The 24,325-nt window shown below is 56.5% G+C and carries 20 protein-coding genes; 4 read left to right on the forward strand and 16 right to left on the reverse strand.

Going from position 1 to position 24,325, the window contains the following annotated elements; genetic code table 11:
• Nucleotides 1-457: 457 nt before the first annotated feature.
• The 3 genes from K3727_20455 to K3727_20465 all read right to left on the reverse strand — a co-directional run bounded on the left by K3727_20455 (nt 458) and on the right by K3727_20465 (nt 2,889).
• A complete protein-coding gene (locus K3727_20455) occupies nt 458-1,561 on the reverse strand; it encodes a site-specific DNA-methyltransferase (GenBank protein UWQ91083.1) in 1,104 nt (367 codons plus the stop codon).
• Between the two features lie 107 nt (nt 1,562-1,668).
• Nucleotides 1,669-2,286, reverse strand: a complete 618-nt coding sequence (locus K3727_20460) for a ribonuclease HII (protein UWQ93475.1) — start codon at nt 2,284-2,286, stop codon at nt 1,669-1,671.
• A 108-nt stretch (nt 2,287-2,394) separates the two neighbouring features.
• Nucleotides 2,395-2,889: a hypothetical protein gene (locus tag K3727_20465; GenBank protein ID UWQ91084.1), complete on the reverse strand. Its 495-nt coding sequence runs from the start codon at nt 2,887-2,889 to the stop codon at nt 2,395-2,397.
• A gap of 198 nt (nt 2,890-3,087) precedes the next feature.
• Between K3727_20465 and K3727_20470 the strand changes: the two genes are divergently transcribed.
• From K3727_20470 to K3727_20480, 3 genes are all read left to right on the forward strand, one after another.
• Nucleotides 3,088-3,384, forward strand: coding sequence for a hypothetical protein (locus K3727_20470; GenBank protein UWQ91085.1), 297 nt, complete (start codon nt 3,088-3,090; stop codon nt 3,382-3,384).
• Nucleotides 3,356-4,057 carry a hypothetical protein gene (locus K3727_20475; protein UWQ91086.1) on the forward strand — a complete coding sequence of 234 codons (702 nt, stop codon included), beginning with the start codon at nt 3,356-3,358 and terminating at the stop codon, nt 4,055-4,057. Before K3727_20470 ends, K3727_20475 begins: the two co-directional genes overlap by 29 nt.
• A gap of 196 nt (nt 4,058-4,253) precedes the next feature.
• Nucleotides 4,254-5,816, forward strand: a complete 1,563-nt coding sequence (locus tag K3727_20480) for a DUF427 domain-containing protein (GenBank protein ID UWQ91087.1) — start codon at nt 4,254-4,256, stop codon at nt 5,814-5,816.
• A gap of 352 nt (nt 5,817-6,168) precedes the next feature.
• Here K3727_20480 and K3727_20485 read toward each other — a convergent pair whose 3' ends face one another.
• The 5 genes from K3727_20485 to K3727_20505 all read right to left on the reverse strand — a co-directional run bounded on the left by K3727_20485 (nt 6,169) and on the right by K3727_20505 (nt 12,473).
• A complete protein-coding gene (locus K3727_20485) occupies nt 6,169-7,944 on the reverse strand; it encodes a DUF1446 domain-containing protein (GenBank protein ID UWQ91088.1) in 1,776 nt (591 codons plus the stop codon).
• A gap of 129 nt (nt 7,945-8,073) precedes the next feature.
• A complete protein-coding gene (locus K3727_20490) occupies nt 8,074-9,039 on the reverse strand; it encodes an ornithine cyclodeaminase family protein (protein UWQ91089.1) in 966 nt (321 codons plus the stop codon).
• 114 nt (nt 9,040-9,153) lie between these two features.
• On the reverse strand, nt 9,154-10,314 hold the full coding sequence (locus K3727_20495) for a DSD1 family PLP-dependent enzyme (GenBank protein ID UWQ91090.1): 1,161 nt from the start codon (nt 10,312-10,314) through the stop codon (nt 9,154-9,156).
• Nucleotides 10,315-11,283, reverse strand: coding sequence for a pyridoxal-phosphate dependent enzyme (locus K3727_20500; GenBank protein ID UWQ91091.1), 969 nt, complete (start codon nt 11,281-11,283; stop codon nt 10,315-10,317).
• Nucleotides 11,283-12,473, reverse strand: a complete 1,191-nt coding sequence (locus tag K3727_20505; protein UWQ91092.1) for an aminotransferase class V-fold PLP-dependent enzyme — start codon at nt 12,471-12,473, stop codon at nt 11,283-11,285. Before K3727_20505 ends, K3727_20500 begins: the two co-directional genes overlap by 1 nt.
• Before the next feature lie 197 nt (nt 12,474-12,670).
• Here K3727_20505 and K3727_20510 point away from each other — a divergent pair, with 197 nt between their 5' ends.
• Nucleotides 12,671-13,507 carry an IclR family transcriptional regulator gene (locus K3727_20510; protein ID UWQ91093.1) on the forward strand — a complete coding sequence of 279 codons (837 nt, stop codon included), beginning with the start codon at nt 12,671-12,673 and terminating at the stop codon, nt 13,505-13,507.
• A 161-nt stretch (nt 13,508-13,668) separates the two neighbouring features.
• On the opposite strand, the gene K3727_20515 is transcribed toward K3727_20510, so the two are convergent.
• The 8 genes from K3727_20515 to arsJ all read right to left on the reverse strand — a co-directional run bounded on the left by K3727_20515 (nt 13,669) and on the right by arsJ (nt 24,269).
• Nucleotides 13,669-14,769, reverse strand: coding sequence for a flagellar basal body P-ring protein FlgI (locus K3727_20515; GenBank protein UWQ91094.1), 1,101 nt, complete (start codon nt 14,767-14,769; stop codon nt 13,669-13,671).
• Nucleotides 14,769-15,734 (reverse strand): flagellar biosynthesis protein FlgL, encoded by a 966-nt coding sequence (locus tag K3727_20520; GenBank protein ID UWQ91095.1) that lies wholly within the window; start codon nt 15,732-15,734, stop codon nt 14,769-14,771. The genes K3727_20515 and K3727_20520 overlap by 1 nt, the downstream gene beginning before the upstream one ends.
• Nucleotides 15,735-15,776: 42 nt before the next feature.
• Complete coding sequence (flgK, locus tag K3727_20525; GenBank protein ID UWQ91096.1) at nt 15,777-17,228, reverse strand: flagellar hook-associated protein FlgK; 1,452 nt, start codon at nt 17,226-17,228, stop codon at nt 15,777-15,779.
• A gap of 34 nt (nt 17,229-17,262) precedes the next feature.
• Nucleotides 17,263-18,585 carry a flagellar hook-basal body complex protein gene (locus K3727_20530; GenBank protein UWQ93476.1) on the reverse strand — a complete coding sequence of 441 codons (1,323 nt, stop codon included), beginning with the start codon at nt 18,583-18,585 and terminating at the stop codon, nt 17,263-17,265.
• A gap of 92 nt (nt 18,586-18,677) precedes the next feature.
• The gene (locus K3727_20535) at nt 18,678-19,514 is read right to left on the reverse strand and encodes an OmpA family protein (GenBank protein UWQ91097.1); all 837 of its coding nucleotides are present in this window, start codon (nt 19,512-19,514) and stop codon (nt 18,678-18,680) included.
• A gap of 138 nt (nt 19,515-19,652) precedes the next feature.
• Nucleotides 19,653-21,275 (reverse strand): long-chain-fatty-acid--CoA ligase, encoded by a 1,623-nt coding sequence (locus tag K3727_20540; protein UWQ91098.1) that lies wholly within the window; start codon nt 21,273-21,275, stop codon nt 19,653-19,655.
• Between the two features lie 45 nt (nt 21,276-21,320).
• Nucleotides 21,321-22,925 carry a GMC family oxidoreductase N-terminal domain-containing protein gene (locus K3727_20545; GenBank protein UWQ91099.1) on the reverse strand — a complete coding sequence of 535 codons (1,605 nt, stop codon included), beginning with the start codon at nt 22,923-22,925 and terminating at the stop codon, nt 21,321-21,323.
• Between the two features lie 87 nt (nt 22,926-23,012).
• Complete coding sequence (gene arsJ / locus K3727_20550; GenBank protein ID UWQ91100.1) at nt 23,013-24,269, reverse strand: organoarsenical effux MFS transporter ArsJ; 1,257 nt, start codon at nt 24,267-24,269, stop codon at nt 23,013-23,015.
• Between the last annotated feature and the right edge of the window lie 56 nt (nt 24,270-24,325).

The following is a 24,325-nucleotide window of genomic DNA, read 5'->3' on the forward strand; positions in this document are numbered from 1 at the left end:
GGTCGCTGCAGCCGTGCGGATTCCACATGGACATGCCGCTGTGGCGACGAATGAAAGCTGGGTGCGGTCAAGCGAGAAATCTATTTGCGCATGGCCTCTTGTGGTCTATCGCCCTCCCCACAGTCAAACAAGAAGGGTTTCGGGCCTTGGAGCAGCGGCGCAAGCGGATTTTAGCAGACCGGACAAAGGACCTCTTTAGCCGGTATTTTTCAAAGCTGTGATCGGGCCAAAGACCATCCTGTTCGTCACTCACAAAACCGCAATCAAACTTTGGTGGCTGGCAGCGGACCCACGGCCGACGGAGGTTCGAGCGCCGCCGGAGCAAATGAACTCGGAAACCAATTACAAATGTCGGCAATCGCCCACATAAAAAAGCCCCGCCGCAAGGCGGGGCAGTTTAGTGCCACGTGACAGGCCACAGGCACCGGCGGTGTTCTTGTTTACGAGGTATTTTTGATCAGTTTCGCATTTCTGCGCGAATTTGCTGGCGCAACACGTCGATTGGTACCGTTTTACCATCACGTTTGAAGCACCAGTAGGTCCATCCGTTGCACGAAGGGGCGTTCTCCAGCGCGGCACCAACCTGGTGGATCGATCCCCTCACGTCACCTCCAATCAGCGTGCCATCCGCGCGAACCTTGGCCTTGTGCCGTTGGTTCATCGAGAACAGCTCTTCGCCAGGACGCAACATGCCGCGTTCGACCAATTGCCCAAAGGGAACGCGTGGTTCGGCCCGTTTGGACGTGCTCACCTGCAGCGCGTCTCGGTCAAATTTTCGCACTTTGGAGATCCGTTTTTTTGCAACCTTGCGGTAGCTCTCCTCGCGTTCGATACCAATGAAATCCCGTCCCAGCATCTTGGCGACGGCACCGGTTGTTCCAGTTCCAAAAAAGGGATCCAGAATGACGTCACCAGGATTCGTCGAGCCGACAAGAATCCGGTGCAACAGGCTTTCCGGTTTTTGTGTCGGATGTGCCTTGTCGCCGTTTTCATCTTTCAGGCGCTCATGCCCGGTACAGATCGGCAACACCCAATCCGAACGCATCTGAATTCCTTCGTTCAGGGATTTCAGTGCTTCGTAGTTGAATGTGTATTTGGCCCCTTCTTCTTTGGAGGCCCAGATCATCGTCTCATGCGCATTGGTAAACCGTTTGCCACGGAAATTTGGCATCGGATTTGATTTGCGCCACACGACATCATTGAGAATCCAATAGCCCTGATCCTGCAGGGCAGATCCCACCCGAAAGATGTTGTGATACGATCCGATCACCCAGATCGCGCCATTGGGTTTCAGCAGGCGACGCGCCGCCTTGAGCCATGCGCGGGTGAAATCATCATAGACCTTGAAGCTCGCAAACTGGTCCCAATGGTCGTCAACAGCATCAACCTGGCTGTTATCGGGGCGGTGCAATTGCCCTTTGAGCTGGAGGTTATACGGGGGATCCGCGAAAATCAGATCGACCGAATTCGCGGGCAGACTGTTCATCACTTCGATGCAGTCCCCGTCAAGAATCGTGTTTAATGGGAGCGCAGTTGCGCTCTGGGTCATGGTCTTTGTCATCACTCTGCCTCTAAACCGCGGCGCATTTTTGCGCTCATTTGGTTAATGACAGGATGAGTCAAAGGCGAATCAGGGTCAATTTCTTTTTTGAAACAAATGCTTACGGTTCACTCTTGATACAAGATATTGTGTATGGGCTTGAATGAACGTCTATGATGTGGGGTTACCCCCAGATTTTGCAGTGCCTCACGGTGCTGTTTGGTGGGATAACCAACGTTCTTTTCCCATCCATATCCTGGATACTGTTGCGCCAAATCCACCATCATCCGATCGCGACACATTTTGGCCACAATTGAAGCTGCCGAAATCGACACGCAACGCCCATCTCCGCCGATGACAGTTTCGGCGGGCCGCTCCAATCCCCGCGGCAGCAAATTGCCGTCAATCAACAGGAAATCCGCTGCCGGTTGCAGAGCAGCAACCGCGCGCATCATCGCCACATGCGAAGCTCTCAAGATATTGAGTTCGTCGATTTCTTCGACGCTCGCCTCGCCGATCCCAACCTTGGCGAGAGCAAGGATTTCAGCCTCCAGCGCGATCAGCCGCTTGTGCGACAGTTTTTTGGAATCGTTCAACCCATCCGGTATCGCATCGGGATCCAGAATGACCGCCGCAGCCACGACAGGGCCGGCCAATGGACCCCGCCCGACTTCATCAACCCCCGCGATGTGCAAGAATCCTTGCGCCTGCAAATGGGTTTCCATCTCGAAATTCGGTAAATTCATACCCTTCTGAAAACCAGAAAACACCTGTTCAACACAAGGGAAAAGAGGCAGGCACACCGCCCACCTCTTCCCGCCCCCTTGCAACGTGGGGCCTGCTCGAGCCCGCACTTAGCGGCGGGTGATCCGATATCCGCGTTTCTTCAAGCAACGAGCAACGTAGCCGGTGCGATGCTTGTGCCCCGTATCCACCGTGACACGACAGGCCTGGGGCAATGAACCGACATAACTGTAATTGTTCTTCAGACAACGCAAACCAAGAATCCGCGTTTCCCCAGCCCCGGGAAACGTCCTGACACAATGACGGGGCAAGTCATACCGGGCCACACGCGGCGGCAAATTCCGCGGCCCGCCATGTTTGGGTTTGTATGGGTCGACGTGGACTGGATTTCGGGTGACGACCTCTGCCTTGTCCTTGCGGCGCTTTTCAACTGCAACCCCGATGAGAGCAATCGCGGCCAGCCCCGCCAGAATTTTACCCAGGTCATCACCGGCACGGGCAGGAGCGGCCGTAAACCCGGTCACAGCAACAGATGCAGCAAGCACGATGGCAATATACCGGCGATGCAAAGCAGGGCGGTTGGATTGGGAGGAAGCAAGAGACATCGTTTTTCCTTTCAGGTGTGATCCGTTTTCTGTTCGCCCAGCCCGGTTTTTTGTTTGAACCATCGGCGAACGCGGCATGACCTGAACCTGGTGTTTCTCGGCTCCGACAGGCAATATCGGGGCCTTGTTATCGAATATCAGCTCGCTCAAATCCCTGTTGTTATTGAATAACCGCCCCAACCAGCGCAGGATACCGACATGAAACACATGCTCATGATCTCCGCCCTGGTCGGCCTTTTGGTCGGCCTGTTGCCTGCGCCTTCCTTTGCCGACGCATGCTATGCCGACTACAAGGCGAAACAGGATAATCCGTTGCGGCTCCATTACGGTGTCGCGCAATTGAATGGTTCTTGCGACAAGGGATCCGCCAAATCCGAGATCTCGCCCCGGCTGTCGGCGGCAGGATGGACATTGCTGAATGTTCTCTCCGTCTTTGGCCCCGAAGGATTGCAACAAAGGAAGGCCAATGCCGGAACCTACTATCTCCGTTTCTGAAACACGCAGATCCGGCACCCGTATTGTCGCCTATGGAATGGCCGCGATCGTCGCCATTCTGATTGTGGCTGGAACGGTCCTGTTGGCAACCTTGCCCGATGCCAATGCGTTCAACGCCCGCGTTGAGCGGCTGTTCATTGAAAGCGATCTGACGACCCAGGCCGAAATCAAGCTGCTCGAAATTCTGGCACAATCCGGCACGGCATTTTCAGACACGCTGGTCAGCTATCGGATGGTGATCTTTGTTCTGTTGATATTCGCCACCGCCATGTTGGTTGCGGCCTTGGTGTTTTTGGTAATGTTGGTCACGATGAACCGTCGCATGGCGCAAATCGAACGATCCGGCATCCAAGTCACTGAACTTCTGATCAGCCGTGAAGAAAACACCGTCTATCTGAATTCGATGGGATTCAAGCTGACTGCGGCTGCGATGGAGACATTGTCCGTTCTGGCCGAGGCCCGGCTGGACGACGATGTCCTGTCCGGTGTCGAAATCGAAGCGATGATCTCGGGCCGCGATACTTCGGACTGCGACGAAGCGGCGGGCGCAACTCGCATCAAACGGCTGCGCGATACCCTAGGCAATCAACTGGTCAGTGAACTTCTGGTCAAGAACATCGCCCGTCGCGGTTATGTGCTGGCGATCAACAAGAACGTGATTCAAATGATCTGAGCGGAGCGCGGATTCACTGTGCAACCGCATTGCGGGCCCTGCTCCGCAATGCCATGCCCAACGGGCGGCAGGACATCCAGGATGTCCTGCTGACGGGCGGGAGCCTCGCGGACATTCTTCGCATCACTGTTGGAATTTTGCCCTGTACTCCCCACATGATACAATACCAGGTGCCCACTGCAGGACCCGCGCGCTCATGAACATTCACAACTCATCTTCTCCTTCCCCTGGCTACGGAATTGAAATCCGATCCATGAAGGGGCGCGTGACGATCCGCCACCACGGACAGGTGCTTGCCTCCAGCACCCGAGCCAAAGTGATGTTCGAAACCAGGCTGAAACCGGCGCTCTATTTCCCACCTGACGACATTCAGGCCGACCTGACCAGCCCCACTGCCCTTCAGACCTTTTGCCCGTTCAAAGGCACCGCGGGATACCGCAATATGGTCCTGGCCGACCAGCAGATCGAAAACGCTGTTTGGATGTACGACACCCCCATGCACGAAGCCGAAGACATTCGCGGCTACATCGGTTTTATGCCCGATGCATTCACGGACGTCGATCTGGACGGCAATGATCTCACCACCCCCGATTACGGCAATATCAGTGGTCCGGTCATAGATTGGCTCCTGCGTGACGCGGCCTTCCTGCCAACTCCCGAAGACTTCACCGCCGCCCTGGCTGACAAGCTGGTAGAACACGGCGTATTTCTGTCGCGTCTGTCTGTCATGGCCTGGTCCCTGCACCCCTTGATCGCGGGTAAAAACTTCATTTGGCAGCGCAAGGCCGAAGAAATCACAACCTACGCGCCGTCTTATGAGATCTACGACCACCCCGCCTATATCAACAGCCCATTGCGTCATGTCTCGAATGGGTTGGGCGGCGTACGTCACCGGATCAACAGTGCCTCCGCACCAGAAGCGTTTCCAATCATCGACGACCTGCGCAAGGAAGGGGCAACCGATTATGTTGCCATGCCGTTGCGGTTTTCTGACGGCAGGATCAATGTTCTGACATTGACCAGCGACCACCCCGACGGGTTCTCGACTTCGAATCTGGGGCTGATTTTTGAATGTTCGTCGGTCATCGCCCGCTACTATGAAGTCTTCATGCAGCGCGAAAACGCGCAGGTATTGCTCGAAACTTATGTCGGAAAACGATCAGGCGCGCGTGTATTGGGCGGCGAAATTCGACGGGGCGACGGAGATGACATAGATGCCGCAATCATGTTCTGTGACCTGCGCATGTCGACCCGCCTGGAGGAAGAACTGGGGCGCGTTCCCTATATTCAATTGCTGAACCAATTTTTTGAAACCACATCGACTATTATTCACGATCACGGTGGCGAAGTGCTCAAATTCATTGGCGACGCGGTTCTGGCCGTCTTTCCCGCCGACACCGACCCGGGACAGGCGCGGATCAATGCCCTGACCTCGGCGCGTGAAATCGTCACCCATCTCGACCAGGCGGATCACGGCTCGGGCGGGCGACGGAGCGAATGTGCCATCGGCATTGCCTATGGGTCAGTCACCTACGGCAATGTTGGCTCGCGCGAGCGGCTGGACTTCACCGTTATCGGCAGCGCTGCCAATACAGCTGCCCGGCTAGGTGACTATGGCAAGAAAATCGACCGCCCCATCGTGGTCAGTCATGAGTTTTCAGAAATTTGCCCCGATGCAGAACCTTTGGGAGCAATAAACCTGCACAATATTTCACATCCCGTTCTGGGATTTGCCATCCCGACATCTCAGGCGGCCTAGGTTTACCAGGTCGGGCACGTTCCGCTTCATTCATCGCTACCATCAGAACTGCTGATATCGGTCGGGATGGCGCTTGCCGTAGGTGTGCTCTGGATTGACCTAACATTCGAACCCACAGATATTGCCGTCGCCTTGGGCATGTGCGGGCCCCACAAACAGGGACAGCACCTGGTCGAAATCCCAATAGCCGACTTTCACGGCCTACTGTGGATGCTTCTCGATGTGGACACCTCAGTTTCTACGCATCCAGGTTGCTGGTGCGGCGCTGGATGTCCCCCAAAAACGCGGGCGACCTTTGCCGAACGGCCACAGCACACACGACCCCGAACGCGGCTGAATAGTCGAGAACGCGTTATCCCGGTTTGCAATGCAGCAGGTGTTCCGGGATATTCACGGGCAGATCCAACAACACCTGAGCGAAGCTTTTGGCCTGAGAGTCATTGCGCAAACTTGACACCCCGCCTCCGCCCAGCGCCTCATGCAACAGGATGTTCATCGAAACCGACCCGGGCAGGTAAAACCGCTCAACCGGCCCTTTGATTTCTCCCTTGAACCTGCGCGTCACGACATGCGGCGTCAAACTCTTCCAAATCCAGGGCATATAATCAGGGTGGCGCGCGATCACACCGATATTGGCCTTGTCTCCCTTGTCCCCGGATCTTGCCCAGGCGAGCTCCTCCAACCGGCACGTCACGGTCGGACCGGCCTGACCATCCACGTCATGTGGCACGCAACGATCCATAGAGGTGTCTGTGGAAGGGCCATGGGCACGGTGCGCAGGCCGCTCCATACGGCCTTCGATCTCAATACGCTGGTCCAAAATCTCGCTATCGACCAGAAACGAAAACAACGCCACGACGGGAGACGGCTTTGGACGTCCTGCGCCGGTAAATCCGTGTAATCCGGGTGGTGTCGCCAAAGCGGCCCCTATCAATTCCTTCAAAAACAGACCCACAGCCCGCGGATCTTGGTGACGCACAGCGGCCTTTAGCGCAATCTCCTCATACGGGCCGTCTCCCGGTCGGCCGCCAAAGGTTTCTATACTGACGTCGGAATAGTCCCCTCCCCCCATCTTGCGCAGTGCTTTTTGGGCCCGGTCCAATCCGATCCGTGCAAAATTCTGCGCCTTGCGCCGGGCGTTTACGCCATTGAACTGAAACAGATATCCGGCGCGATACCCATCTAACCAAGTGACCGAAACTTTGACCTGCCCTGTCGGCGCGCGCCCCTTGGCGCCCCGTACGGCAACCCGTTCGGACCCGACCTGTTCCAACACGACTTGCGAAAAGTCACAGATCACATCGGGCAAAACATATGCCTGCGGATCGCCAATCTCGTATAACATCTGTTCGCAGACCGCTGCGGGAGACACGATACCCTGGGTACCCGCTGGTTTGGTCACAGTCATGTCACCACAGCCCTGGATCTCGACCACAGGATACCCAATTCCGGCCAAATCTCCCGCCAATTGCCAATCGGTAAAATTGCCGCCGGTCGACTGGGGCCCGCATTCCAACAGGTGCCCCGCCAATGAGCCCGCTGCCAGTTGATCATATGCATCGCTCTCCCAACCAAAGCGATGAATGCATGCAGCCAGGGTCAGCGCACTGTCGACACAGCGCCCGGTTATCACGATATCAGCTCCTGCATTCAACGCGGCAACAATGGGCCAAGCCCCCAAATAGGCATTCATTGACAAAATGCGGTCCGCACCCGGCATTGGCGCACCGGAAAACATTTCGGTTTTGTCAGCAAACTCTGCAGAGCGGCCCATCAGGTCATCGCCTTCGACAACCGCCACTTTCAACGACAGTCCCTTGTCCTTGATCAATGCTTGGACAGCCCGCGCACAGGCCTTGGGATTCACCCCCCCGGCATTGGACAAGACCCGAACACCCTGTTTGGCAATCTCGTCCAGACTGTCGGCCAGAACGCCGCCAACAAAATCCGTTGCATACCCCCGTTCCGGGTTTTTCTGTCGCGCACGGGCCAATATCGACATGGTTATTTCGGCCAGGTAGTCATATACCAGCACATCGACCCCATCGCCTGCCAGCAATTGGGGCGTGGCCATAGCCGTTTCCCCCCAAAAGCCGCAGGCCCCGCCAATTCGCAATGCTTTCGTCACATCAGGTCTCCGCTTGTCTCATGATCCACGTACAAACAGACCACACGTTCTGTTTGTACGCATCATAGATCACATCTGACAAGCACAGGTATCCCGGCACGTTGCGTCCTGCGGTTGACGTCGGATTTTTTACAAAGCAACTTCGATGGCGATCCCCTGTTCAATTGCCAGATCGACAACGGCCGACGCCACAGCCAGGTCCTGCAACCCGACACCTGTTCCGTCAAACAATGTAATATCCTTGGCCGTTTGCCGCCCGGCTTGCGTCCCATTGATCACAGCGCCAATCTCCGTGATCTGCTCTGCGTCGATCAACCCTTGGCCAACCGCGTGCTGCGCTTCACCAATCGTGATCGACTGTGCAATTTCGTCAGTAAACACCCTGGAACGGGTCAACAATGAAGCCTCCACTTCCTGTTTGCCCTTTGTATCCGTCCCCATGCACGCCAAATGCGTGCCTGGCCTGACCTGTGCATCCCGCAGGCTTGGCGCGAAGCTCGACGTGATCGAAATGATAACATCTGACTGTGCGCCCAACTCATCCAGGCTTACGGCTTCAAAGGGAAGACCGACCTCATTGGCAACATCTTCAAGGCGGCTCAACATTTCGGGATGCAGATTCCAGCCGACGATCTTTTCAAAGTCGCGCTGCTCCACTGCGGCCCGCAACTGAAACGCCGACTGATGGCCCGCACCGATCATGCCCAGAACCCGCGCATCGGCGCGAGCCAGGTGTTTGATCGACACGGCCGACGCTGCCGCTGTCCGCAAGGCCGTCAACAGGTTGCCACCGACGACGGCCTTGGCCTGACCTGTGTCCGCATCAAACAGAAACACAGTCGATTGGTGATTGGTCAGCCCCCGCGCCTCATTGCCTGGCCAATAGCCACCCGATTTCAACCCCAATGACAATCCGGTCCGATCAAAGCCGCTTTTGAAACCATATAATGCATCGGCGTGACCAATCGACTCGCGGATGACCGGAAAATTATAGGCATCTCCCCGGGCCATCGCGGCGAACACGGCCTCGACCGCATCAAAACTCTCCTGCCGCCCCAGCAACCCGGCGATTTCAGCTTCGGGTACAATCCACATGGCTCTATCCTTGTCCTGCGCAGCCGGCCAGCACTCGGGTTGATCCAAGGCACTGACCTGCAGCTTCTTTCTGGTAAAAAATACCTCCGCCGGAGGCACCGCGCGTTAGCGCGGTCAATAGGCCTTTCCGCGTGCCGAAACCGGCCACAACGTTTCGACTTTGCCGCCGCGCACCCCCACATACCAATCGTGTACGTTACAGGTCGGATCGCAATGCCCAGGCACCAGTCTCAGCTTGTCATTGACCGTCAGAACGCCTTGTGGATCACCGACAACACCATGCTCATCCGAACACTTCAGATACTCCACATCATCGCGCCCAAAAATGACAGGCAGACCACTGTCCATTGACTGTGCCTTGAGACCGGCATCCACAATTGCCTTGTCCGCCTTGGCATGGCTCATCACCGAGGTCAGGATGAACAACGCATTTTCCCATTCCCCCTGATCAATCCTCTGGCCTTGGCTGTCCAGAATTCGACCATAATCAGCATCCATGAACGCATAGGATCCGCATTGAAGTTCATTGAAGACACCGGAATTACTCTCAAAGTAATACGATCCCGTGCCGCCTCCCGATACCAGCTCAGGCTCCAACCCGGCCGTCTTCAACGCCGCGACTGCCTCTTTGACCTGGGCAATGGCGAGGTCCAGTTTGGTCTTGCGATCAGCATAGCTATCCATGTGCTGCATGGCACCTTGATAGGCCTGAACACCCTTAAATTTCAGCGCCTCCGCGGTATCAGCTGCCTGGGCAATCTGGACGACGGCCTCGGCAGTGGTCACGCCACATCGGCCCGCCCCACAGTCGATTTCGACAAAGACTTCCAATTCGGTGCCGTGCGACTTCGCCGCCGCTGACAGATCAGCAATATTGTCGATGTCATCCACGCAGACAATGATCCGTGCCCCCAGCTTGGGCAACTGCGCCAGCCGATCGATCTTGAACGGGTCGCGCACCTGGTTGGACACCAACACATCCTTGATCCCACCACGCGCGAACACTTCGGCTTCGCTGACCTTTTGACAACAAACACCCACTGCGCCGCCCAGCTTTTCCTGAAGTTTGGCCACATCTACCGATTTGTGCATCTTGCCGTGCACCCGATGGCGCATTCCGTGCTCACGCGCATAGTTGCCCATTTTGCTGATGTTGCGTTCCAACGCATCCAAATCCAGGATCAGACAGGGCGTCTGGATGTCTGCTTCGTCCATGCCGGGCAAGGCAGGAACGTCAAAACCCACTTCCAACTCGGCGATATCTACGTGTTTCATCTATCCCTCCATCCAGGGCAGCTTGCCCAAATCTACATTCCCGCCGGTCACGATCACCCCGACCCGTTTGCCCCGGAACAGCTCCGGGTGTTTCAGTACACAGGCCAAAGGCACCGCCGATGACGGCTCGGCCACGATTTTCATGCGCGCCCACATAAGGCGCATGGCATCAACGATTTCCTGTTCGGTAACTGTCAGAATGTCGGTCACATGGGTGCTGACAAAATGCCAGGTCAGTTCCTTGAGAGGCACCTTGAGCCCATCTGCCACGGTCACAGGCGCATCATCCGCTATGATATGTCCCGCCCGAAATGAACGCGCCGCATCGTCTGCCTGTTCGGGCTCTGCCGCAAATACTTCGATCTCCGGTGCGAGATTGGACAGTGTCAGGCAGGTTCCGGAAATCATCCCTCCGCCGCCAATGGGTGCGATCACCGCATCCAATCTCGCAACCTGTTCCAACAGCTCGGCGGAACAGGTTGCCTGTCCTGCAATCACGCGAGGGTCGTTATAGGGGTGTACAAAATCCGCACCAGTCCGGGCCTGGACGTCAGCGAACACCGCTTCTCGTGATGATGTGGATGGCGCGCATTCGGTTATCTCACCACCATAGCCGACAACCGCGTCCTTTTTGGCCTGAGGTGCCGTGCGCGGCATCACCACGTGACAGGGAATCCCCCGCCGACCCGCCGCATAGCTGAGGCTGAGCGCGTGGTTGCCGCTGGAATGTGTGGCAACGCCCCGCGCCGCCTCTGCGTCAGTCAGACCAAACACCGCATTGCAGGCACCGCGCACCTTGAACGCCGCCGCCTTTTGAAAGTTCTCGCACTTAAAGAACAGTTCGGCTCCGGTCAGATCATTGATAAAGGATGACGTGAGAACCGGCGTCACATGTACATGTGGCTTGATCCGTTCCCGGGCGGTTTGCATATCCTCGATTGTAGGAATGATCATTGGTGCATCCTTCATCACGCTGCGGCCCGGACCGGGTGCGCAGCGGTGGCCCGATAGACCTCTTGTGCAGCCGCAACCCCTGATCCCAATTGGATGTCCAGCCCCAGATCAGCCATGCACATTTCAGCCGTCGCAATTCCCGACAAAGCCATGACGTCGGTGAGCATCCCCAGGTGTCCAATGCGAAAGACCTTGCCAGCCACTTCGCCCAGGCCGACGCCAAAGGCGACGCCATAGGTGTCGGCCGCGTGGGTCACGATATTGGTGGCATTGAACCCATCGGGCGTGCAGATGGCGCTGACGCTGTCCGAGTAGAGATCAGCGGATGCCGCACACAAGCGCAGACCCCAAGCATGGACCGCGGCCCGGATCCCATCAGCAATCCGCCGGTGACGGGCAAAGACGTTCTCCAGTCCCTCGGCTCTCAACATGCCACAGCTTTGGTTCAGCCCATTCAACAACCCCACAGCGGGGGTGTAAGGATAGCCATTGGCTGCATAGGACTTTCCCATGTCTCGAATGTCAAAAAACGTCCGTGGCAACGTCGCCGTTTCAACCGCCTGCATGGCCTTTGGCGAGAACCCGACAATGGCCAACCCGGCTGGCAGCATGAATCCCTTTTGTGATCCTGTGACAGCGACATCAACGCCCCAGTCATCCATCCGGAAATCCATCGACGCGATCGAACTAACCCCATCGACATACAACATGGCCGGGTGGTTGGCGGCATCCAACGCAGCACGGATGGCTGCAATATCGGATTTCACCCCCGTGGCCGTTTCATTGTGTGTCGCCAGCACCACCTTGATCTCGTGGCTTGTGTCAGCCGTCAGGATTTCACAGAATCTGTCCGCCGGAATGCCTTCGCCCCATGGCGTCTCGACAACCTGCAATACGAGCCCATGCCGTTGGCACATATCAATCCATCGGTGACTGAACATACCATTGCGGGCTGCCAGCACCTTGTCACCCGGGCTGAGCGTATTGGTCAGAGCAGTTTCCCACCCCCCTGTGCCAGTCGAGGGAAAGAAGAAGATCTCAGCGGTTGCACTCTTTAAGACGTGCTTCACGCCCTTGCGCGCCGGATGAAGTATTTCGGCAAACAGCGACGACCGGTGATCCAAGGTCGGCATATCTACGGCCCGACGCAATGCTTCTGGCATATTGGTCGGTCCGGGAATGAAAACCGGGTTCTGAAAGCTCATCTTTCTGCCCTCCTGTGCAGGTGTCACACAGAACCTGACAGGTAGACTTCACAGTGGCAATTTTTTTGAAAAAGATTTTCATAATATGTAATTTTGCATTTAACTGTTTATTTTCTAAGATTTACATTTTTTCATTGATAGAAAAAATATTTCATGACAATGTTCACCATTGTAGTTCAGAACCGAAAGATGTGTTCATGTCCTCTTCTAGCCGCCAACGCGGGCGCCCCAAGGCGTTTCATGATCAATCTGAAAAAAACCGCATCCAATCCCTGGATCGGGCGCTGGATGTGCTTGAACAACTGGCCCATGGCAACGGACAGACGTTGACAGAAATAGCCACCGCGTTGGATCAGTCGCCTGCAACGATCTATCGCATCCTGACCACTTTGGAATTGCGCGGTGCCGCCGAAATGGATGCCGGTGACCAGACGTGGCATATTGGGGCTACAACCTTTCGACTGGGATCTGCATTCCTGCGCAAAACCAGCGTTGTAGAACGGGCCCGCCCCGTGATGCGCGCGCTGATGGAGGAGACAGGTGAAACCGCGAATTTGGGGATAGAAAAAGGCAGCGAAGTCTTGTTCCTTTCCCAAGTCGAGACCCACTTTTCGATCCGGGCCTTTTTCCCGCCGGGCACATTATCTCCGCTCCATGCCTCCGGGATTGGCAAGGCGCTCTTGGCTTGCGCTCCCGAAAACCGCATTGATTCACTCGTTAAACGTGGCTTGTCCAATTTCACGCCTCATACTCTGACCACAGAACATGCCTTGCGCCGGGACTTGTCGGACATCCGATCCCGCGGGTATGCCGTAGATGATGAAGAGCGCACCGAAGGCATGCGATGCATCGCGGCCCCCATATTGAATGTCTATGGTGAGGCTGTGGCTGGGATATCGGTCTCGGGACCCACACACCGGGTCACCAAGCCCATGATCGCGGATTTTGGTGCTCGGGTGCGGGATGCCGCAGAATCCTTGTCGCAATCCATCGGCGGCCCGCGTTTGGGGCTCCGAAGCCTGTCATCCGGTTAGACCCGTCAGCCCAAACTTTGGACCCGACGACATCCTGCCCGACTGTGACAGGCGATCACCGGCCGCTCCCCGGTGGGCCCTTCCTCAAATCGGCGTCCCTGAGCTGCACCCCAACTGGCCTGTCAATTCGTGCATCTACAAGACCGAATTCATGGCATGCCTTACCGAACTATAAACTCGGCATGCAACGCACCTGCAGCTTTCAAGCTCTTCAGGATGTCGATCATGTCTCGCGGAGATACCCCCAAGGCGTTCAATCCGGAGACAACCTGCGACAGGCTGGTGCTTTCTGGAACTTCTGCCAAAGCGATTCCTTCTTCCTCATCAAGCGCGACACCGGTTCTCGGCACGACAACGGTTCGTCCTTCCGCAAACGGATTGGGCTGTACGACGACTGGCGCTTCTTCGACCCGCAATGTCAGGTTTCCTTGAGAGACTGCCACCCGCGACAATTGTACATCTGCGCCCATGACAATCGTGCCGGATCGTTGATCAACCACAACTCTGGCTTTCCGCTCTGGCTGAACCAGGATGTTCTCGATCCTCCCGATGGCATGCGCCGGAGAAATTTCCCGAGTGGCATTGATATCCAATTCGACCGTCCCGGAATCCCGCATAATGGCAATGCTCCGGCCGAACTCACCATTGACCGCACGTTCAATGCGTCCAGCGGTGGTAAAATCCGGATCACGAAGCGCCAATCGCAGTGTGGTCAGAGACGAAAGGTCAAATTCGATTTCACGTTCCACCCGTGCACCAGACGGGATCACCCCGGCGGTAGGTACACCCTGGGTAATCGTCGCAGCATCCCCTTCTGCCACGGCGCCACCGGCAAGAATTGTTCCCTGGGCGACCGCGTATATTTGACCGTCTGCCGCATTCAATGGCGTCATGATCAATGTGCCGCCCAACAAACTCTTTGAATCCCCGATCGCAGAAACCGTAACGTCAATCTGACCACCCACTCTGGAAAAAGGAGGCAGCGTGGCGGTGACAAAAACAGCAGCCACATTTTTCGGCCGGAACTGTTCGCCCGTCACATTGACACCAAGACGTTCCAGAATGTTGGACATGATTTCTTCGGTAAAGGGCGCATTCCGCAGCCCGTCCCCGGTTCCGTTCAACCCGACGACCAACCCGTATCCCACCAGATCGTTGCCCCGGACGCCATCAAATTCCACAAGATCCTTGAGCCGGATCGGAGCCGCATACAGGAACGCCGGCGCGACCAACAAGAATACGAAGATGCTAAGAAATTTCATCACAAATAGCTCAACAATGACAGACGGGACGAGCGCGCCGTAACAGAATAGAGGCTTTCGAGCTGAAATTGAGTTTCCTGCAATTTGACGGCTGTCTCGTAGGGGTCCGCTGCCAGGAGCTGATTGCGTGCAAATTCCAGGCTGGTCTGTGCGGCTGTATTTCTGGTGTTTACCTCTTCGATCCGCGCCTCTGCAAATCCTAGATCAGCCCGGACTGCTGTTATGTGGCCTTCGCTGTTCATGGAATCATCTAGCGCGCTGTGGATCAGACCAGTCTGGACCGAACTGGAAAACCCCAAGTCGGCTTCCATTGCTAACACCGGCAATACCAAAGTCTGCAAGATCTCGCGAAACTCGGCGTCATCCGCTTTGATCGACATTGTGACGCTTTCATTGGCCCCGATCTGCATGGCAGCCAACGGTTGATCCGACCCTTGATACATCATGGCATCAAATCCGCTTGGGTCGGAAAACCAATCCTTCACAGCCTGGCGGATATCCGTCGTTGTGGTCAGACCGGCGACCTCGGCTTTCAGCTCAGCCAACAGGGTTTCGGTATCCTGCAAGGGCGGTTGATCCGTTGCCGTCCCCGAAAACAACCGACGACCACCGATTGACCCGTTCAATGTGGCAATTGCCTTGTCCAGGCCAGACTTGGCCTCAAGCGCCGCATGTTCTCGTGCCGAAGGTTGCGTGCTTTGTCTGGTGGTTGCCAACGTCGCTGAAAACCCGGACATCAGATCCTGTAGCTGTTCCAGATGCTGTTGTGCAGCCCCGGTAAACAGCGCCGCTTCGGACGCCGCAAGCCCATAGCTGTTGAGCAGAGATACGTTCCGTTCGATATCGGACAGATACGAAAAATCGCCCCCCGTTCGAGAACCGGCATCTGTGATCTGCCCAGTCGCCAGTTCTTCGGTCAGTGTTGATATCTGTGCCTTGAGGCTGGTGCTTTGCGTACGCAACATCAGACTGTGTGCAAGATCGCCTATTGAAGTCATGTTCATTGGTTACAGCCTCAGCAAAGTTTCCATCAGTTCATCTACGGTTTGCAACATCCGTGCGTTGGCGGCGTAAGCCTTTTCGACCAACATCAGGTTCTGCAGTTCGGCGTCCGTATCCACGCCCTGCTCCTGTTCTATCCGTTGGGTTTCAGTCAGCAGAACAGAGGCATACCCGAGCGACTGTTCTGCACGGCCATCCAACGAAGCAAAATGAGAGAGCAAACTGTTCGCCACAGCGTCTGCGCTCATGGAACCTGGCCCCAACAGCATGGACCCCATGAGACGAGGCGCATCCAGAGCAGCACCAAACGCCTGAAGCAACCGTGCCTCACCTGGATCTCCCGGGTCGCTCGCGCCCAAACCCGCGCGCAGGCGCCAGCTTTCTCCGCCTTGTGCCGGATCCACAGCCGCATTCACCGAAATCCGATTGGAAATCCCAACCTCGTTTGCAGGATCAAACGCCGCTCCATCATCTGAAAACAAACCCGCTGCCCCGACCGAAACGGTGGAATCCAGCGCTGCGTCCTGGAAACGTTCGACCAAATCCCGGGCCGCCGCGTCCAAAGCGTCCTGAGCCGACACTGCCAACTCATCTCGAATTTCGAATTGAGCAGCCAGAGTACCCCCGCGAATTGCTCCGCGCATATTGTCGGTACGAACAGGGCGTTCATTGATTTCCAGACCAGACAACAACCCGTTGTCGACCGACATATGCGGCATCGTATCCCGCGTCGCGGTGAACTTTAACTCGGCGGCTTGACCATCCAACAGGATGGCCCCTCCATCCGAATACAATGCAACCTGGCCAAAATCTCGGGCAACCACTTTGACAGGAACCATGACGTTGATGTTATCAATCAACATGTCGCGTTGATCCATCAATGCCGCGGCATCATTTCCACCGGATTGCGCGGCCGTAATTCGAACGTTCAGCTTCTGAACTTCGGCAAGGGCTGTGTTCAACTTGTCCACTTGGGTTGCGATGGATTGGTCAGCCTGTGTACGCATATTGCGCAACCCCTCGGCTGCATCCGAAAGAGACGAAGCGAGATCATGTGCCTGCGCGACTGCCTGATCCAGGCGTTGCGGTGAATGTGGCAGTGACGCCGCTTCGATGAGCGCCCCATCGAAAGCAGCAAGGCGGCTGCCGATGGAGGTCGCAGATGTCGGGTCTCCGACCAATGTTGCCATCCGGTCAAAGAACTGTGCCTGTGCCGTCGCGCCGCCAAGTTCCGCTTCAGCACCCCTTCGGGACGATACGACGGCGGGATCAACATTGCGCACCACCCCGGCGACGCGAACGCCGGGGAACAAATCGCCCTGCGACACCAGTTCGGTTGTTCGCCGCGCATACCCCGGCGTCAACGCATTGGCCAAATTGTCGGAGATGGTCAATGCAGACCGACGCGCGGCTGAAAGACCGCTCAACGCAGTATTGTATGTCGATGTGATACTCATCCCGAGCCCTCCCCGAAATCAGGCGCGAACCCGATTACCGCTTGATATTGGTGGTTTCCTGCAGCATTTCATCGACGGTCTGAATGACCTTCGCGTTCGAGGAATAGGCCCGCTGTGTCTGGATCATGGCGGTCAGTTCCCCCGCGACATCGACGGCAGACTCTTCGCGTGCGTAGGATACGATATCCCCGGTCGGTCCTTCACCCGCGTCCCAAAGGAAGAATGTCCCGCTGTCGGTCGATGGCATATAGGTCTGCTGATCCAACGCCACCATCCCGTTGGGATTGGGCATGTCGATTAGGGGCACCTTGTAGATCGTCCGGGTTATGCCTGTGTCAAAATTGGCGTGCACAAACCCGTTGGCGTCCACTTCGACACCAATCATGTTGCCCACTGGCGACCCATCCTTGGTGATGGAAACTGGTGCAAAGCTGTCGGACAGTTGGGTGATCCCGTCACTTTCCCCGATCTGACCAATGTTGATCTCCATCGGTCCACCCGCGACGTTGACCAACATGGTCCCAGAGGTCGCATCATAGGCCCCGCCCGAGACCGTCGTGACCGACGCCAATGTCCCACCCGAAGTTCGGGAGTCATCAAACGTCAGTGTATATTCACCGACAACGGTGCCTGGCGATGCCGTATCGCGCAAAGTCATAGTCCAGGTATTGGACGAACCCGTCGCGGGAATCGTTGGCGCAAATTCGACTTGAATGTTCTCGGATCGGCCCAGGTTGTCAAAATACTCGACCGATAGCTCCTGCGCCACTCCCGCGGAACCCGCTTCGGTATCAGTTGCTGGCAGGTTCACTCCCAAAGTCATGCGTGTCGTGGGCTCGCCCGAAAACTGGTTCACGTTGATCTGAATGGGTTCCAACCCATCTGACGTGTCCCGTGGAAACGGCGGAATGGTTCCATCGGCCTGCGCAGGCCACCCCATCAGCACCAGACCGGATTCCGAAGTCAGAAACCCGTCGGAATTGGTTCGAAACGATCCGGTTGTGGTCAGCAACATCTGGGGGGATCCATTCCCGCTGTTGACGTCGCTCAACGTCGCGACAGGCAGCAACCCACGTCCACGAACCGCCAAATCGGTGGCATTCGACGTGGACACCAACGACCCGCTTTCGCTGATCAGTCGCTGTGTCGTTGCACGGGTCCCGCCGGCAGAATACGACCCGCCGCTGGATGACATGACAAGTGAATGGAAATCTGTCTGAACGCGTTTGTACCCATAGGTTGACGAATTCGCGATATTGTCTGAAATCGAAGCCAATCGGGAAGCATTTGCGGACAAGCCCGAAATACCCGCGTTCAGCGAAGAAGAAATGGTCATGGACACGCCTTTCTGCTGCATCATTAAATCTTGATGCAACAGCTAGCGTGCGACCGCTTAATACGGAGCTAACAGATAAAATCCTTTGTAATTGCCAGCGCCAAAGCACTGATTCAATTGCGTAACAAAGTGATTTCGATACGATTGTTCCGGGTCGCCATCGGGTTGTTCACTGCGGGCTTGCGATCAGCATGTCCCGTCACCCGATGAATTCTTCGCGGCTGGACCCCGTTAGATTCGAGAAGCTCACGGGTCTTCCCAGCCCTGGTAGTAGACAATGCCCAAACCGGATTTTCTGCGAGAACCACAGGATGGGATTGCGTGAAACCATTGACCGCAATTGCATTGGTCACCCTTTGCGACAATTGCGCAACCACACGCGTCAGCGACTGATACAACTCAGTCGGCCTGGAGGTATCCTTGTGGAACAGCCGGGCATCATCGGTGTCAAACAATTCGATAATCAACCCTTCGTCCGTCACACGCGTCACAATGTGTTTGGCCATCTCGGTGCTGATCAGGCTTTCGCCTCCGCGCCCCTGCAGGGCCTCTTCAATGGTCTTGAGGTCCTTTTCAAGCGCGAGTTCCTGCCCCTCGCGCAACACGCCAAACTGCCCCTGAGATTGGTTCGACACTGTTGGATTGCGATCGGACGCCCCGGTCCCCATCTGGGTCTGGATGTCCTCAGCAAACGGGCTGGTTCCACCAAAGGCACCGTCCCCGCCTGCCGATGTTCGACTGATCGGTATGTCCGGCGAAAAATAGTCCGCCAGACCTTTTCTTTGTTTTTCCGTCGTTGCGTTCAACAGCCACATCAACATGAAGAATGCCATCATGGCCGTCACAAAGTCCGCATAAGCGACTTTCCACGCGCCACCATGGTGACCATCGCCACCACTGACCTTTTTCCTCTTGATGATGATGGGCGCCGCATTGCTTTGCGCGCTCATACTCCACCACCTTTATATTCACCCAGGATCAGGGATATCAGCGGTGATGTTAAACAGGGCTTAACAGATAAACTTGTCAGAAACTAAGGGGCGGCGCGGACAGGCATCAGCCGAACGGAACCAATCCGCACCGTTTGATCACGCTTTGACCAGAACATCCCCGAACTGTTCGCGCAACTTGTTCTTGAGCACTTTTCCGGTCCCCCCAAGCGGTAGTTCGGACACAAAAATCACCTTGTCCGGAACCTGCCAACTGGCGACTTTCCCGTCATATATGGCAAGAACCTCTGCCTCACTGACCTCTTCTCCGGCCGCCTTGACCGCAATAATCACAGGGCGTTCGTCCCATTTCGGGTGTTTTGCAGCAATCGCGGCCGCGTTGGCGATCTTGGGGTGGCCAACGGCGATGTCTTCCAATTCAACGGTCGATATCCATTCACCTCCGGACTTGATGATGTCCTTGGACCGATCACGGATAATCAGATACCCATCGGCGTCAATCGTGGCCACATCGCCCGTGTCAAACCAGCCATCATCAGTCAAAGCGCTGTTTTCGGACTTGAAATAGGTATCGACAATCCAATGACCCCGGATCTGTAGATTGCCCTGGGTTTCGCCATCTTCCGGCAGGGTTGTACCGGCATCATCCACCAGTCGCAGCTCGACTCCATAGGGCGGACGTCCCTGACCTTCGCGGATCGCGCTCCGTTCCGCCACGCTCAGATCATCGTGTTTCTGCAGCAACTGGTTCAATGTGCCCAACGGGCTGGTTTCCGTCATTCCCCAGGCGTGGATCAGCTCGACCCCGTATTTGTCGCGGAAGGTCGGAATCATCACGGTCGGCAACGCGGAACCACCGACAATCGTGCGTTCCAGGCTTTCGGCCTTGGACCCGGTCTCCTCCAGTCCCTGTAGAAGTCCCATCCAGATGGTCGGAACACCCAGCGACACAGTAACCTGTTCGGAATCGATCAGATTTGCCAGGCTGACCCCATCCAGATGCGGACCCGGCAGGACAACTTTGCAGCCGACAGCTGCCGCAACATAGGGTGCACCCCAGGCATTGGCGTGGAACATCGGCACAACCATCATCACGGTGTCGCGCGCAGCCAGCCCCAAGCCATCAGGTTGGTTGCCGCCCAATGTATGCAGGACATTGGTTCGGTGGGTGTATTGCACGCCTTTGGGGTGGCCTGTTGTGCCAGACGTATAACACAGGCTGGACGGCAGATTTTCGTCAATCTCGGGCCAGATGCAATCATCAGGCTCGCCCGCAAGCAGTTCATCGTAAAACAATAACCCGTCGATCTGCTGGGCCGCTGTATCATCCCGTGCCCCCATCAGGATCACATGACGCAGATTGGGTAAATGCGGCCTGAGCTTGGCCACCGCTGGAACAAAGGTCGCGTCAATAAACAACACCTTATCTTCGGCATGATTGATGATGTAAATCAGCTGTTCGGGAAACAGGCGTGGATTGATCGTGTGACAAATGAAGCCGCCGCCAGCGACGCCAAAATAGATTTCCAGATGGCGCCGATTGTTCCAGGCAATCGTCGCTGCACAATCCTGCTGCGCTAACCCCAGTCGTTTCAGCGCCGACGCCAATTTACGCGCATTCGCTTCGACTTCGCCCCAGTTGGAGTGGACCGTTTCACCAGATGTTTCGACCGACGTCACCGTCGTATCTCCATGATAGCGACCGGCATGTTCCAATAGCGAACTGATCGTCAGCTGTTTGTGCATCATCTTGCCAAGCATGTATTGTCTCTCCCCTTTGTTTTTGTGCGCCTGGTTTCTACCAAGTCAGGTTCCCCGGATCAGGTCTGCTGCCTTTTCGGCAATCATGATCGTCGGCGCATTTGTATTTCCCCCGACCAGGCGAGGCATGACTGACGCATCAACCACGCGCAGCCCATCCATTCCACGCACCCGCAATTCAGGATCGACAACGGCCATGTCGTCGCGCCCCATTTTGCAGGTTCCGACAGGATGATAGATCGTATCGGCCCGTTGTCGAATATGGGATTCGAGTTCAGTATTGTCCGGTTCCCCCTTTACGAACAGCTCTTTGTGCAACCGGGATGCCAACGGCGCGGCCTGCATGATCTGGCGCGACAGGCGCACTCCTTTGACAAGGGTGTCCAGATCTCTTGGGTCGGACAAGTAGTTCGGGTCGATTTGCGGCGATGCCTGCGGGTCCGCCGAGCTTAGACCCACACGCCCGCGGGAGTGTGGGTAAAGCACACAGGTGTGACAGCTGATCCCGTGGCCCAGATGCAGCTTGCGCGCATGGTCATCTACGATTCCGATGACGAAATGCAGCTGGATATCGGGACGTGCCAGATCGGGTGACGTTTTCAAAAATGCTGCCCCTTCGGCAAACGGGGTCGCCATCAACCCGGTACCATTGCGACGCCAGGTCAGTAGGTGACGGATCATCTGCAGCCCAGCGCCTGGTGTCAGGCCAAAGGTGTCTTTGTCTCTGCTCTTGTAGGCCAGGATGAAATCCAGGTGATCCTGCAGGTTCTGCCCAACACCTGGCAGATCATGAACCATGTCGATTCCGTGCGGCGTGATATCTTCGGGCCGCCCGACACCGGACAATTGCAGCAGCTGTGGCGAATTGAACGCACCGCCACACAGGATCACTTCGCCGGTGGCTTCCACTTGTGCCTCTCGGCCGTTGTGTCGATAGGCGACACCTGTCGCGCGTTTGCCATCAAACAGGATACGGGTCGCATGGGCCCGGGTCAGAACCGTCAGATTGGGCCGGTTCATCACGGGATGCAAAAAAGCCGCGGCCGCTGAACATCGTTCCCCATTGCGCGCCGGATCATGAAACTGAGTGACCTGGAACAGGCCGATGCCTTCTGTGTCACCTGCGTTGAATTCGCGGCGATACGGGATCTGGAGAGTCTGCCCGGCCTCGACAAAAGCTTTTGAAATCGGGCGGGGGGATTTCTGATCGCTGACCTGCAGTGGCCCGGTCACACCATGCGCGTCGCCTGCGCCCCAGGCATTGTTTTCCGATTTAAGAAAATAGGGCAGCACATCATCCCAGCTCCATCCGTCACAGCCGAGATCCGCCCAGGCGTCATAATCATCGCGATGCCCGCGGACATACAACATCGCGTTTATCGCACTGGAGCCCCCCAGCGCCTTGCCGCGCGGTTGATATCCACACCGCCCGTTCAACCCGGCCTGTGGCACGGTCTGATAAGCCCAATTGTTGATTTTGGGTCGCCCCGGCAGCATCGCGATGACTGCAGCCGGCAGGCGCACCATCAATCCGTCTCCACGCCCACCCGCTTCGAGCAGGCAAACCGAAACCTTCGGGTCTTCGCTCAGCCGACTGGCCAGCGTGCACCCCGCCGAGCCACCGCCAACAATGACATAGTCAAATCGCATGTCGCCCCCAATCCCTAGGGCGACAGACGACGGGGTTTTCGAAAATCTGTCCAGCCTAACGGAACGTCATCGAATGATGGTCTGTGGTCAGGTCGCCAACCGTCGCGCACCCAGGCTGCTGAGCCCCACCATCGCGGCCGCTATACCCAGACACAGAGGCAACCCGCCCAGTTGATAGGACAGGCCGGACAGCACCGTCCCCAGCAACCGGCCAGCTGCGTTCGCCATATAATAGAACCCGACATCCATTGTGACTCGTTTGTCGCTGGTAAAGGCCAGGATCAAAAACGAATGCAGCGCCGAATTCACGGCAAAGAGCGCCCCGAACACCAGCAATCCGCCGACCAGTACCAGCGTCAACCAAAGCGTCGGTTCCCCCGCCCACCACACAAGAACAGCCAACGCTGCTGGGACAATCGCCAACATGGCTGCCCACCGCGCAGCTTCGGGGACCATCGCAGCAACACCACGTTCGCGCACGCGCAGCACCTGGGGCGTTGCGGCCTGCACTGCGCCGTACAGGATGATCCACACCGCCATGAAACTGCCAATCAAAAAGAATGTCGTTCGGTTGCCGGCCTCGCTCCCGTCTGACAGTGCCGCATAAAAATATATTGGAATGCCGACCACAAACCACACATCACGCGCCCCGAACAGGAACACCCGGGCAAAACTGAGCCAGTTCACATTTGGGTTTCTGGAAAACACCTCTTTGAACTTGGCATCCTTGCGCCTTGTCGACAGACCGCCCGGCATTCGCAAGACCACGATGACCAGGATGACCCCCAGAACAGCGGCCATCGCCAGAATTCCAGGCACAAACCCGGCCACCGCCAACAGCCCGGCACCCAGCAGAAACCCCAACCCTTTGACTGCGTTCTTGGACCCGGTCAGCAGAGCGACCCAACGAAACAAACCGTCACCTTCTGATGGGGCCAACAGCTTGACTGCGGATTTCGAGCTCATCTTGGCCAGGTCTTTGGCAACGCCCGATGCGCCCTGGACCAACATCACAAAGATCACCGAACTTGCGACGGCCCATTTCGGATCCAGCTGCGCCAGCGCCAGCAGCGCTGCGATCTGCAAACCAAGCCCGGCATAGAGCGTCGAGGTCAACCCAAACCGCGCTGCGATCCAACCGGCGCTCAGGTTCGTTACGACTCCGGCGATTTCATACAGGACGAACAAATAGGCCAATTGTACCGGTGAAAAGCCCAGTGTGTGAAAATGCAGCAAGACCAACATGCGCAATGCGCCGTCGGTCAGCATGAAGGCCCAATAGGCGGCGGTTACGGCGATATAGGCCGAAAGGCCCTCAGGCGGCGTGGGATTATTTTCGGTCATGGTTCCAAATCAAAGAGTTGCAGGGGCAGAAGCAGGGTCAGACCTCTGCACGCCCC

It is taken from the genome of Rhodobacteraceae bacterium M382, from assembly GCA_025141015.1.
Classification (GTDB): domain Bacteria; phylum Pseudomonadota; class Alphaproteobacteria; order Rhodobacterales; family Rhodobacteraceae; genus Aliisedimentitalea; species Aliisedimentitalea scapharcae.